This is a genomic window from Knoellia locipacati, from assembly GCF_044791685.1.
Lineage (GTDB): Bacteria > Actinomycetota > Actinomycetes > Actinomycetales > Dermatophilaceae > Knoellia > Knoellia locipacati_A.
Window position 1 is genome coordinate 480698 of the sequence record NZ_CP087730.1, and the last position, 17742, is coordinate 498439.

A 17742-nucleotide genomic window follows, 5' to 3' on the forward strand; every position below is an offset into this window, starting at 1 on the left:
TCATGCCCGACGCACCCCACCCGGACCGTGCCGCGATGATCGTCGACCAGTGGCGCACCGAGCGCCCCGACCTCGACCCGACGCCCTTCCTCGTCATCGGCCGGCTGCACCGCGTCGCGGCTGCACTCACGACGGAGCTCGTCCACGTCTACAACGAGTTCGGGCTCGGCGAGGGCGAGTTCGACGTCCTCGCCACCCTGCGCCGGCAGGGCGGCGACTTCGCCCTCACGCCGTCCGACCTGTCCGAGCAGACGGTCGTCACGAGCGGGGCGGTGACCAAGCGCGTCGACCGGCTCGTGACCCTCGGGCTCGTCGAACGACGCCCCAGCGGGACCGACGGCCGGTCGCGGCTCGTCGCGCTCACGCCCGGAGGACGGAGGCTCATCGACCGGGCGTTCACCGCACACATGGCCAACGAGGCGCGCCTGCTCGAGGTCCTCTCCCCCGCCGAACGGGAGGGCCTCGAACGCGGCCTCCTCGCCCTCGCGCGGTCCCTCGACGTCTGAGCGCAAGGTGTGACCGACCCCGCGAGACCTTCAAGGGCGTCGGCTGAGCGGACCCACTACGCTCCGGGGCATGGCCATCAGCAAAGTCCTCATCGCCAACCGCGGCGAGATCGCCGTCCGTATCGCCCGCGCCTGCAAGGACTCCGGCATCGGCTCCGTCGCCGTCTACGCCGAGCCCGACCGTGACGCGCTGCACGTCAAGGTGGCCGACGAGGCCTACGCGCTGGGCGGCACGACCCCGGGCGACTCCTACCTGCTGCAGGACAAGCTGATCGCCGTCGCCAAGGAGGCCGGCGCGGACGCCGTGCACCCCGGCTACGGCTTCCTCGCCGAGAACGCCGAGTTCGCCCAGGCCGTCATCGACGCCGGGCTCATCTGGATCGGCCCCGGACCCGAGGCGATCGACGCCCTCGGCGACAAGGCCAAGGCGAAGCACATCGCGGTCAAGGCGGACGCTCCGCTGGCCCCCGGCACCAAGGACCCGGTCAAGGACGCCGACGAGGTGGTCGAGCTCGCCAAGGAGTTCGGGCTGCCCATCGCCATCAAGGCGGTCTACGGCGGCGGCGGTCGCGGCCTCAAGGTCGCCCACACCCTCGAGGAGATCCCCGAGCTCTACGAGTCCGCCGTGCGTGAGGCCGTGACGGCCTTCGGTCGCGGCGAGTGCCTCGTCGAGAAGTTCCTCGACAAGCCCCGTCACGTCGAGACCCAGTGCCTGGCCGACCAGCACGGCAACGTCGTCGTCGTCTCGACCCGCGACTGCTCACTGCAGCGCCGCAACCAGAAGCTCGTCGAGGAGGCGCCCGCGCCGTTCCTCACCGACGAGCAGAACGCCGAGCTCGTGCGGGCCTCAAAGGCGATCCTGCGCGAGGCCGGCTACGTCGGAGCCGGCACCTGCGAGTACCTCGTCGCCCAGGACGGCACGATCAGCTTCCTCGAGGTCAACACCCGACTCCAGGTCGAGCACCCCGTGACCGAGGAGGTCACCGGCATCGACCTCGTCCGCGAGCAGTTCCGCATCGCGAACGGCGAGGAGCTCGGCTTCGACGACCCGACGCCCCGGGCCCACTCCTTCGAGTTCCGCATCAACGGCGAGGACGCCGGGCGCAACTTCATGCCGGCTCCCGGCACGGTGACCCGCATGGTCGTCCCCCACGGCCCGGGTGTGCGCTGGGACGCCGGCATCGTCGAGGGCGACACCGTCGCCGGGGCGTTCGACTCGATGATCGCCAAGCTCATCGTCACGGGTCGCACGCGCGAGCAGGCGCTCGAGCGCTCGCGCCGCGCCCTCGCCGAGCTCGAGGTCGACGGCATGCCGACCGTCCTCCCGTTCCACCGCGCCGTCGTCACCGACCCTGCCTTCGCACCTGAGGGTGGGGCGGCGTTCACCGTGCACACCCGGTGGATCGAGACCGAGTTCGACAACCAGATCGCACCCTTCGCCGGCGACGGGGCATCGGCCGACGGCGAGGAGCAGGGCGAGCGCCAGCGGGTGACCGTCGAGGTCGGCGGGCGCCGGCTCGAGGTCGTCCTGCCCGCCGGTCTGTCGCTGGGCGGTGGTGGGGCCGCGGCGAAGAAGAAGGCGCCCAAGCGCTCCGGCGGCAGCAAGGCCGGGTCGGCCGCCTCCGGCGACTCACTCACCGCCCCCATGCAGGGCACGATCGTCAAGATCAACGTCGAGGACGGTGCCGAGGTGGCCGGGGGCGACCTCATCGTCGTGCTCGAGGCGATGAAGATGGAGCAGCCGATCACCGCGCACAGGGCCGGCAAGGTTAGCGGGCTCTCTGCCGAGGTCGGCGCGACCGTGACCAACGGCCAGGTGCTCTGCGAGATCAAGGACGCCTGACGGCATACACGCGCTCAGGCTCACCCTGGAAGCGGGCGCGCACCCCGCGAGGGGCGTTCGGGCGGGTCGGACCTGAGCATCCCTCACGAGGGTGAAGACACGCGAACGCCCCGTATGCCGGTCATTCGGCATCCGGGGCGTCCGCACGTCGCGTCGTGGGCGAGTCCTCAGCGGGTGGGGGTGGAACCCTCTCCGCCGAAGCCCTTGTCGCCGAGCTCCTCGTCGAGGGACGGGTTCGTCCGACCCGAGCCGTCGTTCTGGCCCAGGTCGATCTGGTTGCCACCGTCAGCCGGCTGCGTCCCGCCGGGAGCCGTGGTCGCCCCCGGGTCGCCCTGCTGGGTGGGACCACCCTCGGGCAGCCCGCCGGCCTCGCCCGGGCTCGGCGATCCCTGCGTGGCGGGCTCGGCCTCCGCCGGCGGGAACGAGGTGTCCGGCGCCTGGTCCGAACCGTCACCCGGAATCGTCGACGGCGGGGCCGTCGTGTCGGTGGTGTCGCTCGGAGCCGTCGGGTCCTGCTGCGGCTGTGGGTCACCGGTGCCCGGGGACGGGTTCGGGACCGGCACCTCGCCGGGCTGCTCGGGCTCGGCCGGTTCGGACGGCGGCACCGGAGTCGTCGGGGTCGTGGGCGTCGAGCCGGGGTCCGCCGGCGGGGCGCTCGGGTCCGACGGCAGCGTGCCACCCTCGTTGCTCGGGAGGCCGAGCTGCTTCTCGACCATGTCGCCGCCCTTGTCGACCATGTCCGAGAACTTGCCACCGGTCTTCTGGTCGATGAAGTCCTCGACTTTGTCGATGGCGCTCCGTGCGTGGCCCGGGTTGTCCTGGGCGTAGTCCTTGGCCTTGTCGAGGGCCTCGTCGCCGGTGATCGGCCGCTTCTCGTCACTCATCGTGGATCTCCCTGCGTCGGGGTTCGGATGATGTCCAAACTAGCCACGCAAGGGAGCGCTGTGGGCCTTGGACCTCGCCGGTCCGAGGGTTCAGCCGAGGGGTCAGCCGAGCGTCGAGTGCAGGCGGCGCGCAGCCTCGGCGATCGAGCCCGAGAGCGACGGGTAGACCGTGAAGGTGCTCGCCACCTGGTCGACGTTGAGCCGGTGGTGGACGGCCAGCGTGACGGGGAAGATCAGCTCCGAGGCGCGCGGTGCGACCACCACACCACCGATGAGGGCGCCGGATCCCTTCTGCGCGAACAGCTTGACGAAGCCGTCGTTGATGCCGGACATCTTGGCGCGCGCGTTGCGTGACAGCGGCAGCGTGACGACGTCGCAGTCGACCGTGCCCTCGTCGACAGCCTTCTGGGAGATGCCGACGGTGGCGATCTCGGGGTCGGTGAAGATGTTGGCGGACACGACGCCGAGGTTGAGGGGGGCGACCGCGTCACCCAGGGCGTGCGACATCGCGATCCGGCCCTGCATCGCCGCCACGGACGCAAGGGGCAGAACGCCCGTGCAGTCGCCCGCGGCATACACGCCTCGCACGGAGGTGCGGGAGACCCGGTCGACGACGATGTGACCCGAGGGAGTCAGGTCGACCCCGATCTCTTCGAGTCCCATCCCGGCGGTCTGCGGGACCGAGCCGACGGCGAGCAGGGCGTGCGACCCCTCGACCTCACGGCCGTCCTCGAGACGGACGACGACGCCGTCACCGCGGCGCTCGACCCCCGCCATGCGGGACCGGCCGAGCACCTCCATGCCGCGTCGCTTGAAGACGTCCTCGATGACCGTCGCCGCGTCCGGGTCCTCGCCGGGCAGGACCCGGTCGCGCGAGGAGACGAGGACGACGTCGGACCCGAGCCCGAGGTAGGCCTGGGCGAGCTCGGCGCCGGTCACGCCGGAGCCGACGACGACGAGCCGCTCGGGCAGGGCGTCGAGCTCGTAGATCTGCTGCCAGGTGAGGATGCGCTCGCCGTCGGGCTTGGCCGAGTCCATGACCCGCGGCGTCGCGCCGGTCGCGATGAGGACGACGTCCGCGTCGAGCGTCTCGGTGCCGCCGTCGTTCAGGGTCGCCTCGACCCTCGTCGCCGAGAGGAGCCGACCGGTGCCGGGGACGATGCGGACACCGACCTCGTCGACCCGTTCGGTGATGTCGCGGCTCTGGGCGGCGGCGAGGTCCTTGACGCGCGAGTTGACCTCGGCGAGCTCGGCCTTGGCGTCACTCACCTCGTCACCCTCGCCGTCCTCGAGGTGGACCCCGAGGTCGGCGGCGGTCTCGAACTCGGACATGTAGTCGGCGGTGGAGATGAGCGTCTTGGACGGGACGCAGTCGGTGAGGACGGCGGCTCCCCCGAGCCCGTCGCGGTCGACGATCGTCACCGCCCCGCCGAGATGAGCTGCCACCAGGGCCGCCTCGTAGCCGCCGGGTCCGCCGCCGAGGATGACCACTCGGGTCGTTCGCGCATTCACGAAGCCCATCCAACCACGCTGCGGATACCCTGCTCGCGTGACCGACAACGCCCCCGTCCCGCACCCGCTCGACCTCGCCGATCCGGCGACCGACCCGTTCGCCGTCGCCGAGGCAGCCGCCTCCGTCATCCGCGACCGCACGGGTGTGGACACCCACGACGTCGCCCTCGTCCTCGGCTCCGGCTGGGGGCAGACCGGAGACCTCATCGGCGAGACCCTGGTCGAGATCGAAAACACCGACGTGCCCGGGTTCGGCAAGGCCGCGGTGGCCGGCCACTCGGGCACGATGCGCTCGGTCGCCATCGGCGACACCGGCCGTCGGGCGCTCGTCTTCGGCACGCGCACCCACTTCTACGAGGGGCGCGGCGTGCGCTCGGTCGTCCACGGCGTGAGGACCGCGGCCGCCCTCGGCTGCCGCACCATCGTCCTCACGAACGGCTGCGGGGGCCTGCGAGAGGAGTGGCCTCCCGGGACCCCGGTCATCATCCGGGACCACATCAACCTCACGGCGCACTCCCCCATCGAGGGCGCCAACTTCGTCGACCTCACCGACGTCTACACCCCGCGGCTGCGTGACCTCGCCCGCGAGGTCGACGCCGGCCTCGAGGAAGGTGTCTACGTCCAGTTCCGTGGCCCCCACTACGAGACACCCGCCGAGGTCCAGATGGCCAAGGTCATGGGCGGCGACCTCGTCGGCATGTCGACCTCCCTCGAGGCGATCGCCGCGCGCCAGAGCGGCATGGACGTCCTCGGCATCTCGCTCGTGACCAACCCTGCGGCCGGCATCTCCAAGACGCCGCTCAACCACGAAGAGGTCCTCGAGGCGGGCAGGGCGGCCGCCGAGAGATGCGGCACGCTCCTCGCCGCCGTCGTCGCCAAGATCTGAGAGGGGCCTGCCATGACGTATGCCGGCCGCCACGAGTCCGCGGACCTCTCACCCTCCGACGCGGTTGACGACCACTCCGACCTCTTCGGGGCTGCCCAGGCCTGGCTCGGGGACGACCCCGACGACGAGACCCGGGCCGAGCTCCAGTCGGTGCTCGATGCCGCCGGCAGTGGTGACGACGCGGCCCTCGCCGACCTGTGCGACCGCTTCGCCGGAATGCTCGAGTTCGGCACGGCCGGACTTCGCGGCGCTCTCGGTGCGGGCCCGAACCGGATGAACCGCGCCGTGGTGATCCGCGCGGCAGCCGGCCTCACGGCATATCTGAAGAAGACCGTCCGCGAGCCGTTCGTCGTCGTCGGGTTCGACGCACGGACGAACTCCGACGTCTTCGCGCGCGACACGGCGGCCGTCGTCGTCGGCGCGGGCGGTCGAGCGGTCGTGCTGCCGCGGCCGCTGCCGACCCCGGTCCTGGCGTACGCGATCCGGCACCTCGGCGCGGACGCCGGTGTCATGGTGACTGCCAGTCACAACCCACCGCAGGACAACGGCTACAAGGTCTACCTCGGTGACGGGTCGCAGATCGTCTCGCCGTCCGATGCCGAGATCGCCACCGAGATCGCCCACGTCGACCGCGTCGCCGACGTGCCGCTGCCCGACGACGGCTGGGACACGCTCGACGACGAGGTGCTCGAGAGCTACCTCTCCACGGTGACCGGTGTCGTCACGGCGGACTCGCCGCGCGACCTCGTCGTCGTGCACACGGCGCTGCACGGCGTCGGCTCCGAGACCGTCGCGCGGGCGTTCGAGGCGGCCGGGTACGCCGCACCGCTGCCCGTCCCCAGCCAGGCGCAGCCCGACCCCGCCTTCCCGACCGTGTCCTTCCCCAATCCCGAGGAGCCCGGCGCGATGGACGCCGCGCTCGACCTCGCCGAGCAGACCGGTCCCGACGTCGTCATCGCCAACGACCCCGACGCCGACCGGTGCGCCGTCGCCGTGCCGGGTCCGGGCGGCTGGCGGATGCTCCGCGGTGACGAGGTGGGCGTGCTGCTCGGTGCGCACCTGCTCGACCGTGGCGTGTCCGACGGCGACGTCTTCGCGAACTCGATCGTGTCGTCGCGGATGCTGGCGACGGTGTGTCGCGCCCGCGGTGTGGCGCACGAGGAGACCCTGACCGGGTTCAAGTGGATCTCGCGCGTGCCCGGGCTGCGCTACGGCTACGAGGAGGCGCTCGGCTACTGCGTCGACCCCGGCCGGGTCCGCGACAAGGACGGTGTGTCCGCGGCGCTGGTCGTCGCCGAGATCGTGGCGACCCTCAAGGCGGCCGGTCGCTCCATCCCCGACCGGCTCGACGAGCTCGCAGTCGAGCACGGCGTGCACGCGACCGACTCGTTCTCGGTGCGCGTCGACGACCTCTCGCTGATCGACGGGATCATGGCGCGGCTGCGCGCCGAGCCGCTGAAGTCCGTTGCGGGAGTTGAGGTCTCGCGCGTCGACGACCTGGCCCTCGGCGACGGCGGTCTGCCGCCTACCGAGGGTCTGCGCTGGTTCCTCGCCGACGAGTCGCGGGTCATCGTGCGACCGTCGGGGACCGAGCCCAAGCTCAAGGTCTACCTCGAGGTGATCGAGGCCGTCGAGGCCGACGACCTCGCCGGGGCACGCTCACGTGCGGCCAAGCGGTTGGCTGCGATCCGCACCGACCTCGAGGCTGCCACGACACCCTGACCGAGGCGGCCGACCGGCATACAGTGGAGATCCCGGACCACGAGGTGCTCCCCATGACCGCCGCCGCCGACCGCGTCGCCCAGTTCCGCTCCCTGCACGAGTCGGGCTGCTTCGTCATGCCGAACCCGTGGGACGTCGGGAGCGCACGGGTGCTGGAGCATCTGGGCTTCGCGGCCCTGGCGACGACGAGTGCCGGGTTCGCCTGGACCCGCGGCCGGGCCGACTCCCACGCGCCACTGGAGGACGTGCTCCACCACCTGCGCGAGGTTGCCGGTGCCGTCTCGGTCCCGGTCAACGCCGACTTCGAGGGCGGGTATGCCGTCGACCCGGACGAGGTGGCGGGCAACGTCGCCGACGCGGTGCGGACGGGGATCGCGGGACTGTCGATCGAGGACTCGTCGGGTGACCCGGAGGAGCCCCTGCTCGACGTCGACCTCTCGGTGGCCCGGATCGCCGCCGCCCGTCGAGCGATCGACGAGTCCGGCACCGGTGTCGTCCTCACCGGTCGGTCGGAGGGGTTCGTCGTCGGACGTCCGGACATCGACGAGACCATCCGCCGTCTCCGTGCCTACTCCGAGGCGGGCGCCGACTGCCTCTACGCGCCGCGGCTCGACCGGGTGGAGCACGTGAGCGCGATCGTGGAGGCCGTGGCGCCCAAGCCGGTCAACCTGCTCGTCAACGCACCGTTCGTCACCGTCGGCGAGGCCGCACGTCTCGGCGTGCGTCGGATCAGCGTCGGCGGCACCCTGGCTCGTGCTGCGTGGGGTGGCTGGCTCGAGACGGCGCGCGAGATCCTCGAGGACGGGACGTTCGCCGGCTTCGCGGTGCTGCCCGACGTCAACGGGCTGATGTCCGGGATCGAGGCGCCCACGACAGGAGGTGAGTGAGCGGTGTCCTTCCACGAGTTGTGGGTCGAGAAGCAGATCCGCGAGGCGCAGGAGCGGGGTGAGTTCGAGAACCTCCCCGGGGCGGGCAAGCCGCTGCGCGGGCTCGACGACCCCGACCCCGACTGGTGGATCAAGAAGATGATGGCGCGCGAAGGGCTCGACCCCTCGGATGCGCTCCCGCCGGTGATGCTGCTGCGACGCGAGCGGGCGTCCTTCCCCGAGTCACTGGCCGACGTCCGCACCGAGGAGGGAGTGCGCGAGATCCTGCGCGACTACAACGCGCGGGTGGTCGAGGACCGGCGTCGTCCCGCGCTCGGCACGGCCTCGCCGGTGTGGGCGCCGACCGTCGACGGCGACGAGATGGTCGAGCAGTGGCGGGCGCTGCGTGCCGAGCTCGCCGCGGCCGCGTCACCGCCGGAGCCTCCCGCACCCGTGGTCGGGCCCGGGCGGCGACCGTGGTGGCGCCTCTGGCGACGCTCCACCTGAGAGCTGTCGACATCCGCGGATGTGTCCAGCCGGACGCGTGCCAGGGCCCGCGTCTCCCTGGACGCATCGACGCTGAGTCTGTCCGCGTGGACGTCACATCCTCCTCATCTCGGGTTGGCGGGGCGTTCGCGGACGGTCCCTACCCTCACCAACCATGACTCGACGCGTGCGGATGGCATTGGCCCTGGGTGGGGCGGCAACACTCGCAGTGCTCTCGACGAGCGCAACGGCCCGGCCGCTCGGGGTGCCCGGCCCCGAGCGTGGTGCGACGGCGGCGGCCGCAGAGCTCCGCGTCGTACAGCACAACACCGACCATGTCCCGGCGGCCTGGGACGTCGTCGTCCAGGAGGTCGAGGAGCAACGGCCCGACCTCGTGACGGTGCAGGAGGTGTGCCGTCCCTGGTTCGAGGAGCTGCGTTCGGAGCATCCGGGCTGGACGTTCGCCTACCACCCTCGCAAGCGACACTTCGGCAACAGCCGCAACCCGGGGTGCGGTGGGGACTTCATCGGCGAGCTGGTCATCCACACGGGGGCGGCGAACCGCCCGACTCTCACGCCGGACTACCCGAACAACAACGCCGACGGCGTCGAGAAGTTCGGGATCGCCTGCGTGGAGTTCCGGCGCACCGGCATCCCCACACTTGGCTGCTCGACCCACCTGTCGGCCTTCCCCACGTCCGGCGGGCGCGGCACCCAGCCGGAGCGCGAGCCCCAGGTCCGGGCCATCGTGGACCTCACTGCGCCCTACCGTGAGCGCGGCTGGGCCGTCGTCGTCGGTGGCGACCTCAACATGACCTCCTCCCCGGACAACCCGAACCAGTCGCCCGTCATGGACCTGGTGCTCGGCCCGGCGGTGGGAGGCATCGGCGACTTCTACGACGGTGCCCAGCACGACTGCGCGTGCCGTCTCACCGACCCCACGACCGACAAGGGCAACCGGATCGACTACGTGCTGTGGTCGAGCGGCCGCACGCCCTTCCCCGGCTCAGCGAGCACCGACACGGTCGACACTCCCGCCGGTCACCACCTCCTGCGCTCCGTGGGCACGCTGGCGCGATAGGACCTCGCCGCGCCGCGGATAGACTCCCGGGGTGAGCACCACCACGAACGTCCCCGCCGCCGATGCCACGGCCCGCGCACGCGACCTCATCGGCGTCTCCCGGCTGACGAACCAGGCCCTGACGACGTGGCTGCACGGCCTGCCGGGCGTCGACCAGGTCGGCTGCGACGCACGGGCCGCGGGTCTGGGCACCCGGTCGATCAAGACGACGAGCAAGCAGTGGGCGATTGACCTCGCCATCTCGATGATCGACCTCACGACCCTCGAGGGCGCCGACACCAGGGGACGCGTCCGCGGTCTCGCCGCCAAGGCGCTGCTGCCCGACCCGAGCGACCTGTCGACGCCGCGTCCGGCAGCCGTCTGCGTCTACGGCGACATGGTGACCACGGCCAAGGAGGCGCTCGGTGCATCCGGCGTCAAGGTCGCGGCCGTCGCCACCGCCTTCCCCAGCGGCCGCGCGAGCATGGCGGTCAAGCTCGCCGACACCAAGGACGCCGTCAAGGCGGGAGCCGACGAGATCGACATGGTCATCGACCGTGGCGCGTTCCTCAGCGGCGACTACCTCACCGTCTTCAACCAGATCGCCGAGGTCAAGAAGGTGTGCGGCGACGCACGCCTCAAGGTCATCATGGAGACCGGCGAGCTCGTCACCTACGACAACGTCCGCCGCGCCAGCTGGCTCTCGATGCTCGCCGGCGGCGACTTCATCAAGACGAGCACCGGCAAGGTCCAGCCCGCGGCCACCCTTCCCGTCACCCTGATCATGCTCGAGGCGGTCCGTGACTGGCGCGAGCTCACCGGCGAGATGGTCGGCGTCAAGCCCGCCGGCGGCATCAAGACGAGCAAGGACGCCATCAAGTTCCTCGTCACCGTAAGCGAGATCGCGGGCGACGACTGGCTCGACAACCAGTGGTTCCGCTTCGGCGCGAGCAGCCTGCTCAACGACCTCCTGCTCCAGCGTCAGCGGATGACGACCGGCGCCTACTCCGGCGCCAGCTACATCGCCGACGACTCCCCCTCCACGGCCTACTGAAGGACCCCTGATGTCACGCTTCGAGTACGCACCGGCCCCCGAGTCGCGGGCCGTCGTCGACCTCCAGAGCAGCTACGGCCTGTTCATCAACGGCGAGTTCGTCGACGGCACAGGCACCGCCTTCAAGTCGATCAGCCCGGCCACCGAGGAGGTCCTCGCCGAGGTCTCCGACGCTGGTGAGGCGGACGTCGACGCGGCCGTCAAGGCGGCGCGGACGGCATACACGCGGGTGTGGTCGCGCATGAGCGGCGCGGACCGCGGCAAGTACCTCTACCGCATCGCCCGCATCCTCCAGGAGCGCGCGCGCGAGTTCGCCGTCCTCGAGAGCCTCGACAACGGCAAGCCGATCAAGGAGAGCCGCGACATCGACATCCCGCTCGCGGCGGCGCACTTCTTCTACAACGCCGGCTGGGCCGACAAGCTCGACTACGCCTCGCTGGGCCCGAACCCGCGCCCCCACGGCGTCGTCGGCCAGATCATCCCGTGGAACTTCCCCATGCTCATGCTCGCGTGGAAGATCGCTCCGGCGCTGGCCACCGGCAACACCGTCGTCCTCAAGCCCGCCGAGACGACTCCACTCACCGCGCTCCTCTTCGCCGAGGTCTGTCAGCAGGCCGACCTGCCCGCGGGTGTCGTCAACATCGTCACCGGCGCCGGCCCGACCGGCCAGGCCATCGTCGACCACCCCGGCATCGACAAGCTCGCGTTCACCGGCTCCACCGGCGTCGGCAAGATGATCGCTCGCGCCATCGCCGGCACGCGCAAGAAGGCGACGCTCGAGCTGGGTGGCAAGGCCGCCAACATCGTCTTCGACGACGCCCCCATCGACCAGGCCGTCGAGGGCATCGTCAACGGCATCTTCTTCAACCAGGGCCACGTCTGCTGCGCCGGCTCCCGCCTCCTCGTGCAGGAGTCGATCGCCGAGGAGGTCGAGAGCCGCCTCAAGCGTCGCCTCGGCACCCTGCGCGTCGGCGACCCGCTCGACAAGAACACCGACGTCGGCGCCATCAACAGCCGCGCCCAGCTCGACCGGATCGTCGCGCTCACCGACGCCGGCGAGGGCGAGGGCGCCACCCGTTGGGACAACGGCTGCGAACTGCCCAGCAAGGGATTCTGGTTCAGGCCAACGGTGTTCACCGGCGTCACGCAGACCCACCGCATCGCGCAGGAGGAGATCTTCGGGCCCGTCCTGTCGGTGCTCACCTTCCGCACGCCGCAGGAGGCCGTGGCCAAGGCCAACAACACCCCCTACGGCCTGTCCGCGGGCATCTGGACCGAGAAGGGCTCGCGCATCCTCTGGATGGCCGACCAGCTCAAGGCCGGTGTCGTGTGGGCCAACACGTTCAACCAGTTCGACCCGACGAGCCCGTTCGGTGGATACAAGGAGTCGGGATACGGCCGCGAGGGCGGTCGCCACGGACTCGAGCCCTACGTGAAGACCGGAGCCTGAGCCGTGAGCCGCGTTGACGTCAAGAAGACCTACAAGCTCTACATCGGTGGCAAGTTCCCCCGCAGCGAGAGCGGCCGTTCCTACGAGGTGTATGCCGCCCCCACCGGTCGCGGCAAGACCGCGACCCCGCGCTTCCTCGCCAACGCGGCGCAGGGATCGCGCAAGGACGGCCGCGACGCGGTGACCGCAGCGCGGGCCGCGCAGCCCGGCTGGGCCGGTGCCACGGCCTACAACCGCGGTCAGGTCCTCTACCGCGTCGCCGAGGTCATGGAGTCGCGTCGCCCGCAGCTCGTCCAGGAGGTCCGCGACGCCGAGGGCCTCACCCCCGCAGCGGCGGAAGCCGTTGTCTCGCAGGCGATCGACCGCTGGGTCTGGTATGCCGGGTGGTCCGACAAGTACGTCCAGATCCTCGGCGGGCTCAACCCCGTCGCAGGGCCGTACTTCAACATCTCGGCGTCCGAGCCGACCGGTGTCGTGGCGGTGCTCGCCCCGCAGGAGTCGAGCCTGCTCGGGCTCGTGTCGGTCATCGCGCCGGTCATCGTGTCGGGCAACACCGTCGTCGTCGTGACGAGCGCCGAGCGTCCGCTGCCCGCCATCACGCTCGCCGAGTGCCTGGCGACCTCCGACGTGCCCGGCGGTGTCGTCAACATCGTCACCGGCCGTGCCGCCGAGATCGCTCCCTGGCTCGCGAGCCATCGCGACGTCAACGCGATCGACCTCACCGGTGCCGCCGGCGCCGAGGGTGTGGACTGGGCCGCCCTCGAGGAGGCCAGCGCCGACAACCTCAAGCGCGTCCTGCGCCCCGGTGGCGACGGCGCCGAGGCCGTTGAGCCCGACTGGAGCGCCACCCCTGACCTGTCCCGACTCACCGCCTTCCTCGAGACCAAGACGGTCTGGCACCCCAAGGGCCGGTGACCGCGGCCGAGACCGGTCGGGCGCGCGTCGTCGTCCTCGCCGGACCGAGCGGGGCCGGCAAGTCGCGGCTGGCCGAGCGGCTGCACGCGACGCACGGGTGGCCGATCGTGCGGCTCGACGACTTCTACCGGGACCTCGACGACCCCTCGATGCCCCGGAGCGAGGAGCTCGGGATCATCGACTGGGACCACCCTGACTCGTGGAACCTCGACGCCGCGGTGGCCTCACTGTGCGAGCTCGTCGAGACCGGCTCGACGCGCACGCCCGTCTACGACCTCTCGAAGAGCCGGGCCGTCGACACGACGACCGTGACCGCGGGCACCGACCAGCTCGTCCTCGCCGAGGGGATCTTCGCCGCCGAGGTGGTGGCCTCCCTGCGCGTGGCCGGGGTCCTGCACAGCGCCTGGTGCATCCACCACCGGCCGTTCGTGACGTTCGTGCGGCGGCTCGCCCGTGACCTCAAGGAGCGCCGCAAGAGCCCGATGGTGCTCGTCCGTCGCGGACTGGCCCTCATGCGCGCCGAGCCCGAGGTGATCCGTCGCCAGGTGGAGCTCGGCGCCGAAGCTGCCAGGGCCAAGGACGTCGAGGCACGACTGGCCGCGTCGCACGGCTGACGTCGGGTCGGACGGCTGCCGTCGGGGCAGACGGCTGACGTCGGGTCAGACGGCTCCGACGACCAGCGGGACGCAGATGCCCCCGGCGATGATGAACCCCACCGAGAGCGCCAGCAGGAGTCCTTGGCCCATACGTCGTGTCCGTGGCCACACGACGAGCCCCACGGCGCCGCCGAGCAGGGCGACGAGCAGCGCGTAGTAGACGGCACCGCTCGTCCCCGTCGCGCCGTTGAAGCTCTCGGTCGCGATGACGAGGATCCAGAAGACGACGACCCAGCCGATGAAACCCATCACCCCGGCGCCCAGGGCAGCCCCGTCGCTGATCCACTTCCCGCCGGGTTTGCGACCCGGTGGGTGGGTGGGGACCTCGCCCGACGGCGGCGTCGACATGGAGCAAGCGTCCCACCGTGGACCGCCGCTGGGAAGGTGCCGTGCGCTCGCACGCGCGAGCGCACGGCATACGGAGGGGTTGACGTCCGGGGTTAGCGTGGAGAGGTGACTGCACCTGAGCCCCGCACCGTCGGCCAGCTGCGCGCGGCGGGCCACGAGCCCAAGCGGCTGCGCCAGGAGATCCGCGACAACCTCCTCGCCAAGCTCCGGGCCGGGGAGGATCCCTGGCCGGGCCTGCACGGGTTCACGGACTCGGTGATCCCGCAGCTCGAGCGGGCGCTGCTCGCCGGCCACGACGTCGTCCTCCTCGGCGAGCGCGGGCAGGGCAAGACCCGCCTGCTGCGTGCGCTCGTGGGGCTGCTCGACGAGTGGACGCCGGTGATCGAGGGCTCCGAGCTGGGCGAGCACCCCTTCGAGCCGATCACCCCTGGCTCGATCAGGCGCGCTGCCGAGCTCGGCGACGACCTTCCCGTCGCCTGGGTCGGCCGGGAGGAGCGCTACGCCGAGAAGCTGGCGACCCCGGACACGAGCGTCGCCGACCTCATCGGTGACGTCGACCCGATGAAGGTGGCCGAGGGCCGCAGCCTGGGTGACCCCGAGACGATCCACTTCGGGCTCATCCCACGCAGCCACCGCGGGATCGTGGCGATCAACGAGCTCCCCGACCTCGCCGAGCGGATCCAGGTCGCGATGCTCAACGTCATGGAGGAGCGTGACATCCAGATCCGCGGCTACGTCCTGCGTCTGCCGCTCGACGTCCTGGTCGTCGCCAGCGCGAACCCCGAGGACTACACCAACCGCGGACGGATCATCACTCCCCTCAAGGACCGCTTCGGCGCCGAGATCCGCACCCACTACCCCCGCGAGGTCGAGGAGGAGATCGCGGTCATCGCGCAGGAGGCCGAGCTCGTCGCCGACGTGCCCGACCACCTCCTCGAGGTGCTGGCCCGCTTCACCCGCGCGCTGCGCGAGTCCTCGAGCGTGGACCAGCGCTCCGGCGTGAGCGCCAGGTTCGCCATCGCCGGTGCCGAGACGATCGCGGCTGCGGCGCTGCACCGCGCGACGACCCAGGGCGAGGACACCGCCGTCGCGCGGGTCGTCGACCTCGAGACGGCGGTCGACGTCCTCGGCGGCAAGATCGAGTTCGAGACCGGCGAGGAGGGCCGCGAGTCCGACATCCTCACCCACCTCCTGCGCACCGCGATCGCCGAGACGGTGCGCGCACACCTCGGTGGGGTCGACTTCCGCCTCCTCGTCGACGCCATCGAGGACGGGGCGATGGTCACGACCGGGGCCCGGGTGAGCGCCCGCGACTTCCTCGCCGGCCTCCCGGTCCTGGGCGAGTCCGACCTCTACGACCAGGTCACCGACCGACTGGGAGCGACCGACGACGGGTCCCGCGCCGGGGCGATCGAGCTGGCTCTCGAGGGCCTGTTCCTCTCGCGCAGGATCGGCAAGGAGTCCGGTCGCGGGGAGACCGTCTATGGCTGAGCCACGACCATGAGCCGCTACCGCAGGTACGACGGCGGCGACCCGCTCGCACCACCGGTCGACCTCGCCGAGGCGCTCGACGCCATCGGGCGGGACGTCATGGCCGGCTACTCCCCCGAGCGTGCGATGCGCGAGTTCCTGCGGCGCGGTGGCGAGGACCAGGTCGGGCTCGACGACCTGGCCCGTCGGCTGGCGGAACGGCGCCAGGAGATCCTCGAGAAGCATGACCTCGACGGGACGATGCGCGAGGTCCGCACCCTGCTCGACAAGGCGGTCACGGCCGAGCGCGGCCAGCTCGCCCGCGACATCACCATGGACGACGACGACCGTGCCTTCCGAGAGCTCCTGCTCGACGACCTGCCCGCCTCCACCGCGGCGGCGGTCAGCGAGCTCTCGTCGTACGACTGGCAGAGCAGCGATGCGCGCGCGGCCTACGAGCAGATCAAGGACCTCCTCGGACGCGAGCTCCTCGACCAGCGCTTCGTCGGCATGAAGCAGGCGCTCGAGGGTGCCACCGACGAGGACCGCGCGGCCGTCCAGGAGATGCTCTCCGACCTCAACGACCTGCTCGAGAAGCACGCGCAGTCGGACGGTTCCGCGCAGGACAAGGCAGAGGTCGACAAGGCGTTCGCCGAGTTCATGGAGAAGCACGGCGACTTCTTCCCGGAGAGCCCCAAGGACATCGACGAGCTCATGGACTCGCTGGCCCAGCGGGCCGCCGCGGCCCAGCGGATGCTCAACTCGATGACCCCGGAGCAGCGGGCCGAGCTCATGGAGCTGTCCCAGCAGGCCTTCGGGTCGCCGGGGCTCATGGAGCAGCTCGCGCGCATGGACGCCAACCTCCGGGCGCTGCGTCCCGGCGAGGACTGGTCGGGGTCGGAAGGCTTCGAGGGCGGGGAAGGACTCGGCCTGGGTGACGGCACGGGAGCGCTGCAGGACCTGGCTCAGCTCGACGCCCTCTCCGACCAGCTCTCACAGTCCTACGGCGGGGCACGGCTCGACGACCTCGACCTCGACGCCCTCGCCCGTCAGCTCGGCGACCAGGCCGCCGTGGAGGCCCGCACCCTCCGGGAGCTCGAGCACGCCCTGCGGGACAGCGGCTACCTCAAGCGCGGCTCCGACGGTGAGCTGCGACTCTCGCCCCGGGCGATGCGACAGCTCGGCAAGGCCCTGCTCAAGGACGTCGCCGACCGGATGAGTGGCCGGTCGGGAGCCCGCGAGACCCGGACGAACGGGATGGCCGGCGAGCCGTCGGGCGCCACCAAGGCGTGGGAGTTCGGCGACACCCAGTCGTGGGACGTCCCGCGCACGATCACCAACGCCGTCCTCCGTGACGGCGGGACGTCGGTGCGGCTGCAGATCGACGACGTCGAGGTCGTCGAGACCGAGGCCCGCACCCAGGCCGCCGTCGCGCTGCTCGTCGACACGTCCTTCTCGATGGCGATGGACGGGCGGTGGGTGCCGATGAAGCGCACCGCGCTGGCGCTGCACCAGCTCATCCGCTCACGGTTCCGGGGTGACCACCTCCAGCTCATCGGCTTCGGCCGGCACGCGCAGGTCATGGACATCGAGGAGCTCACGGCGCTCGACGCACGCTGGGCGAAGGGCACCAACCTGCACCACGCGCTGCTGCTGGCCAACCGCTTCTTCCGGCAACACCCCAGCGCGCAGCCGGTCCTCCTCGTGGTCACCGACGGTGAGCCCACCGCCCACCTCGAGCGCGACGGCGAGGTCTGGTTCTCCTATCCTCCCGACCCGGTGACCATCGCCCACTCGGTGCGCGAGCTCGACGGCTCGGCCCGGCTCGGCGCCCAGGTGACGTTCTTCCGCCTCGGTGAGGACCCCGGCCTGGCCCGTTTCATCGAGTCGATGGCGCGGCGGGTGAATGGCCGCATGGTCAGCCCGGAGCTCGACGACCTCGGCGCCGCGGTGGTCGGGTCCTACCTCGGGTCGCGCGGGCCGGGGACGTCCTACCGGGACCACTTCGGCGACTGGAACGGTGGCCGCGGCTTCTGGGTCTGAGCCGTGGCGCAACCGCCCCTCAGTTAGGGTTCTGACCAGTC

The 17742-nt window shown here is 71.4% G+C and carries 16 protein-coding genes; 13 read left to right on the top strand and 3 right to left on the bottom strand.

Translation table 11 applies throughout. The features are described 5' to 3' along the window. The first annotated feature begins 2 nt into the window (after positions 1-2). Together LL946_RS02205 and LL946_RS02210 are read left to right on the top strand one after the other, a co-directional pair. Positions 3-506 carry a MarR family winged helix-turn-helix transcriptional regulator gene (locus tag LL946_RS02205; protein WP_404384337.1) on the top strand — a complete coding sequence of 168 codons (504 nt, stop codon included), beginning with the start codon at positions 3-5 and terminating at the stop codon, positions 504-506. Positions 507-576: 70 nt separating this feature from the next. Next, on the top strand, positions 577-2349 hold the full coding sequence (locus LL946_RS02210) for an acetyl/propionyl/methylcrotonyl-CoA carboxylase subunit alpha (protein ID WP_404384339.1): 1773 nt from the start codon (positions 577-579) through the stop codon (positions 2347-2349). Positions 2350-2516: 167 nt separating this feature from the next. Here the strand turns inward: LL946_RS02210 and LL946_RS02215 are convergent, their stop codons facing one another. Together LL946_RS02215 and LL946_RS02220 are read right to left on the bottom strand one after the other, a co-directional pair. Beyond that, positions 2517-3233: an Rv0909 family putative TA system antitoxin gene (locus LL946_RS02215; RefSeq protein ID WP_404384341.1), complete on the bottom strand. Its 717-nt coding sequence runs from the start codon at positions 3231-3233 to the stop codon at positions 2517-2519. 102 nt (positions 3234-3335) lie between these two features. Further along, positions 3336-4754 (bottom strand): NAD(P)H-quinone dehydrogenase, encoded by a 1419-nt coding sequence (locus LL946_RS02220; RefSeq protein WP_404384343.1) that lies wholly within the window; start codon positions 4752-4754, stop codon positions 3336-3338. A gap of 28 nt (positions 4755-4782) precedes the next feature. Here LL946_RS02220 and LL946_RS02225 point away from each other — a divergent pair, with 28 nt between their 5' ends. The 9 genes from LL946_RS02225 to LL946_RS02265 all read left to right on the top strand — a co-directional run bounded on the left by LL946_RS02225 (position 4783) and on the right by LL946_RS02265 (position 13798). Then, positions 4783-5631: a purine-nucleoside phosphorylase gene (locus LL946_RS02225; RefSeq protein WP_404384345.1), complete on the top strand. Its 849-nt coding sequence runs from the start codon at positions 4783-4785 to the stop codon at positions 5629-5631. A gap of 12 nt (positions 5632-5643) precedes the next feature. Further along, the gene (locus LL946_RS02230) at positions 5644-7353 is read left to right on the top strand and encodes a phospho-sugar mutase (RefSeq protein WP_404384347.1); all 1710 of its coding nucleotides are present in this window, start codon (positions 5644-5646) and stop codon (positions 7351-7353) included. A gap of 53 nt (positions 7354-7406) precedes the next feature. Then, on the top strand, positions 7407-8240 hold the full coding sequence (locus tag LL946_RS02235) for an isocitrate lyase/phosphoenolpyruvate mutase family protein (RefSeq protein ID WP_404384349.1): 834 nt from the start codon (positions 7407-7409) through the stop codon (positions 8238-8240). Between the two features lie 3 nt (positions 8241-8243). Further along, positions 8244-8726: a DUF1992 domain-containing protein gene (locus LL946_RS02240; RefSeq protein WP_404384351.1), complete on the top strand. Its 483-nt coding sequence runs from the start codon at positions 8244-8246 to the stop codon at positions 8724-8726. Between the two features lie 154 nt (positions 8727-8880). Then, a complete protein-coding gene (locus tag LL946_RS02245; RefSeq protein ID WP_404384353.1) occupies positions 8881-9786 on the top strand; it encodes an endonuclease/exonuclease/phosphatase family protein in 906 nt (301 codons plus the stop codon). Positions 9787-9817: 31 nt separating this feature from the next. Continuing rightward, positions 9818-10819, top strand: coding sequence for a deoxyribose-phosphate aldolase (gene deoC / locus LL946_RS02250; protein WP_404384355.1), 1002 nt, complete (start codon positions 9818-9820; stop codon positions 10817-10819). A 10-nt stretch (positions 10820-10829) separates the two neighbouring features. Beyond that, entirely contained in the window at positions 10830-12269 is a 1440-nt protein-coding gene (locus tag LL946_RS02255) for an aldehyde dehydrogenase family protein (RefSeq protein WP_404384357.1), read from the top strand. A gap of 3 nt (positions 12270-12272) precedes the next feature. After that, positions 12273-13184 carry an aldehyde dehydrogenase family protein gene (locus tag LL946_RS02260; RefSeq protein WP_404384359.1) on the top strand — a complete coding sequence of 304 codons (912 nt, stop codon included), beginning with the start codon at positions 12273-12275 and terminating at the stop codon, positions 13182-13184. After that, a complete protein-coding gene (locus tag LL946_RS02265) occupies positions 13181-13798 on the top strand; it encodes a uridine kinase (protein ID WP_404384361.1) in 618 nt (205 codons plus the stop codon). Before LL946_RS02260 ends, LL946_RS02265 begins: the two co-directional genes overlap by 4 nt. Positions 13799-13843: 45 nt before the next feature. Here LL946_RS02265 and LL946_RS02270 read toward each other — a convergent pair whose 3' ends face one another. Continuing rightward, positions 13844-14188 (bottom strand): hypothetical protein, encoded by a 345-nt coding sequence (locus LL946_RS02270; protein ID WP_404384363.1) that lies wholly within the window; start codon positions 14186-14188, stop codon positions 13844-13846. A gap of 105 nt (positions 14189-14293) precedes the next feature. Between LL946_RS02270 and LL946_RS02275 the strand changes: the two genes are divergently transcribed. Continuing rightward, positions 14294-15679 (top strand): magnesium chelatase, encoded by a 1386-nt coding sequence (locus tag LL946_RS02275; protein WP_404384365.1) that lies wholly within the window; start codon positions 14294-14296, stop codon positions 15677-15679. A gap of 9 nt (positions 15680-15688) precedes the next feature. Beyond that, positions 15689-17701: a VWA domain-containing protein gene (locus LL946_RS02280; protein ID WP_404384367.1), complete on the top strand. Its 2013-nt coding sequence runs from the start codon at positions 15689-15691 to the stop codon at positions 17699-17701. The last annotated feature ends 41 nt before the right edge of the window (positions 17702-17742 follow it).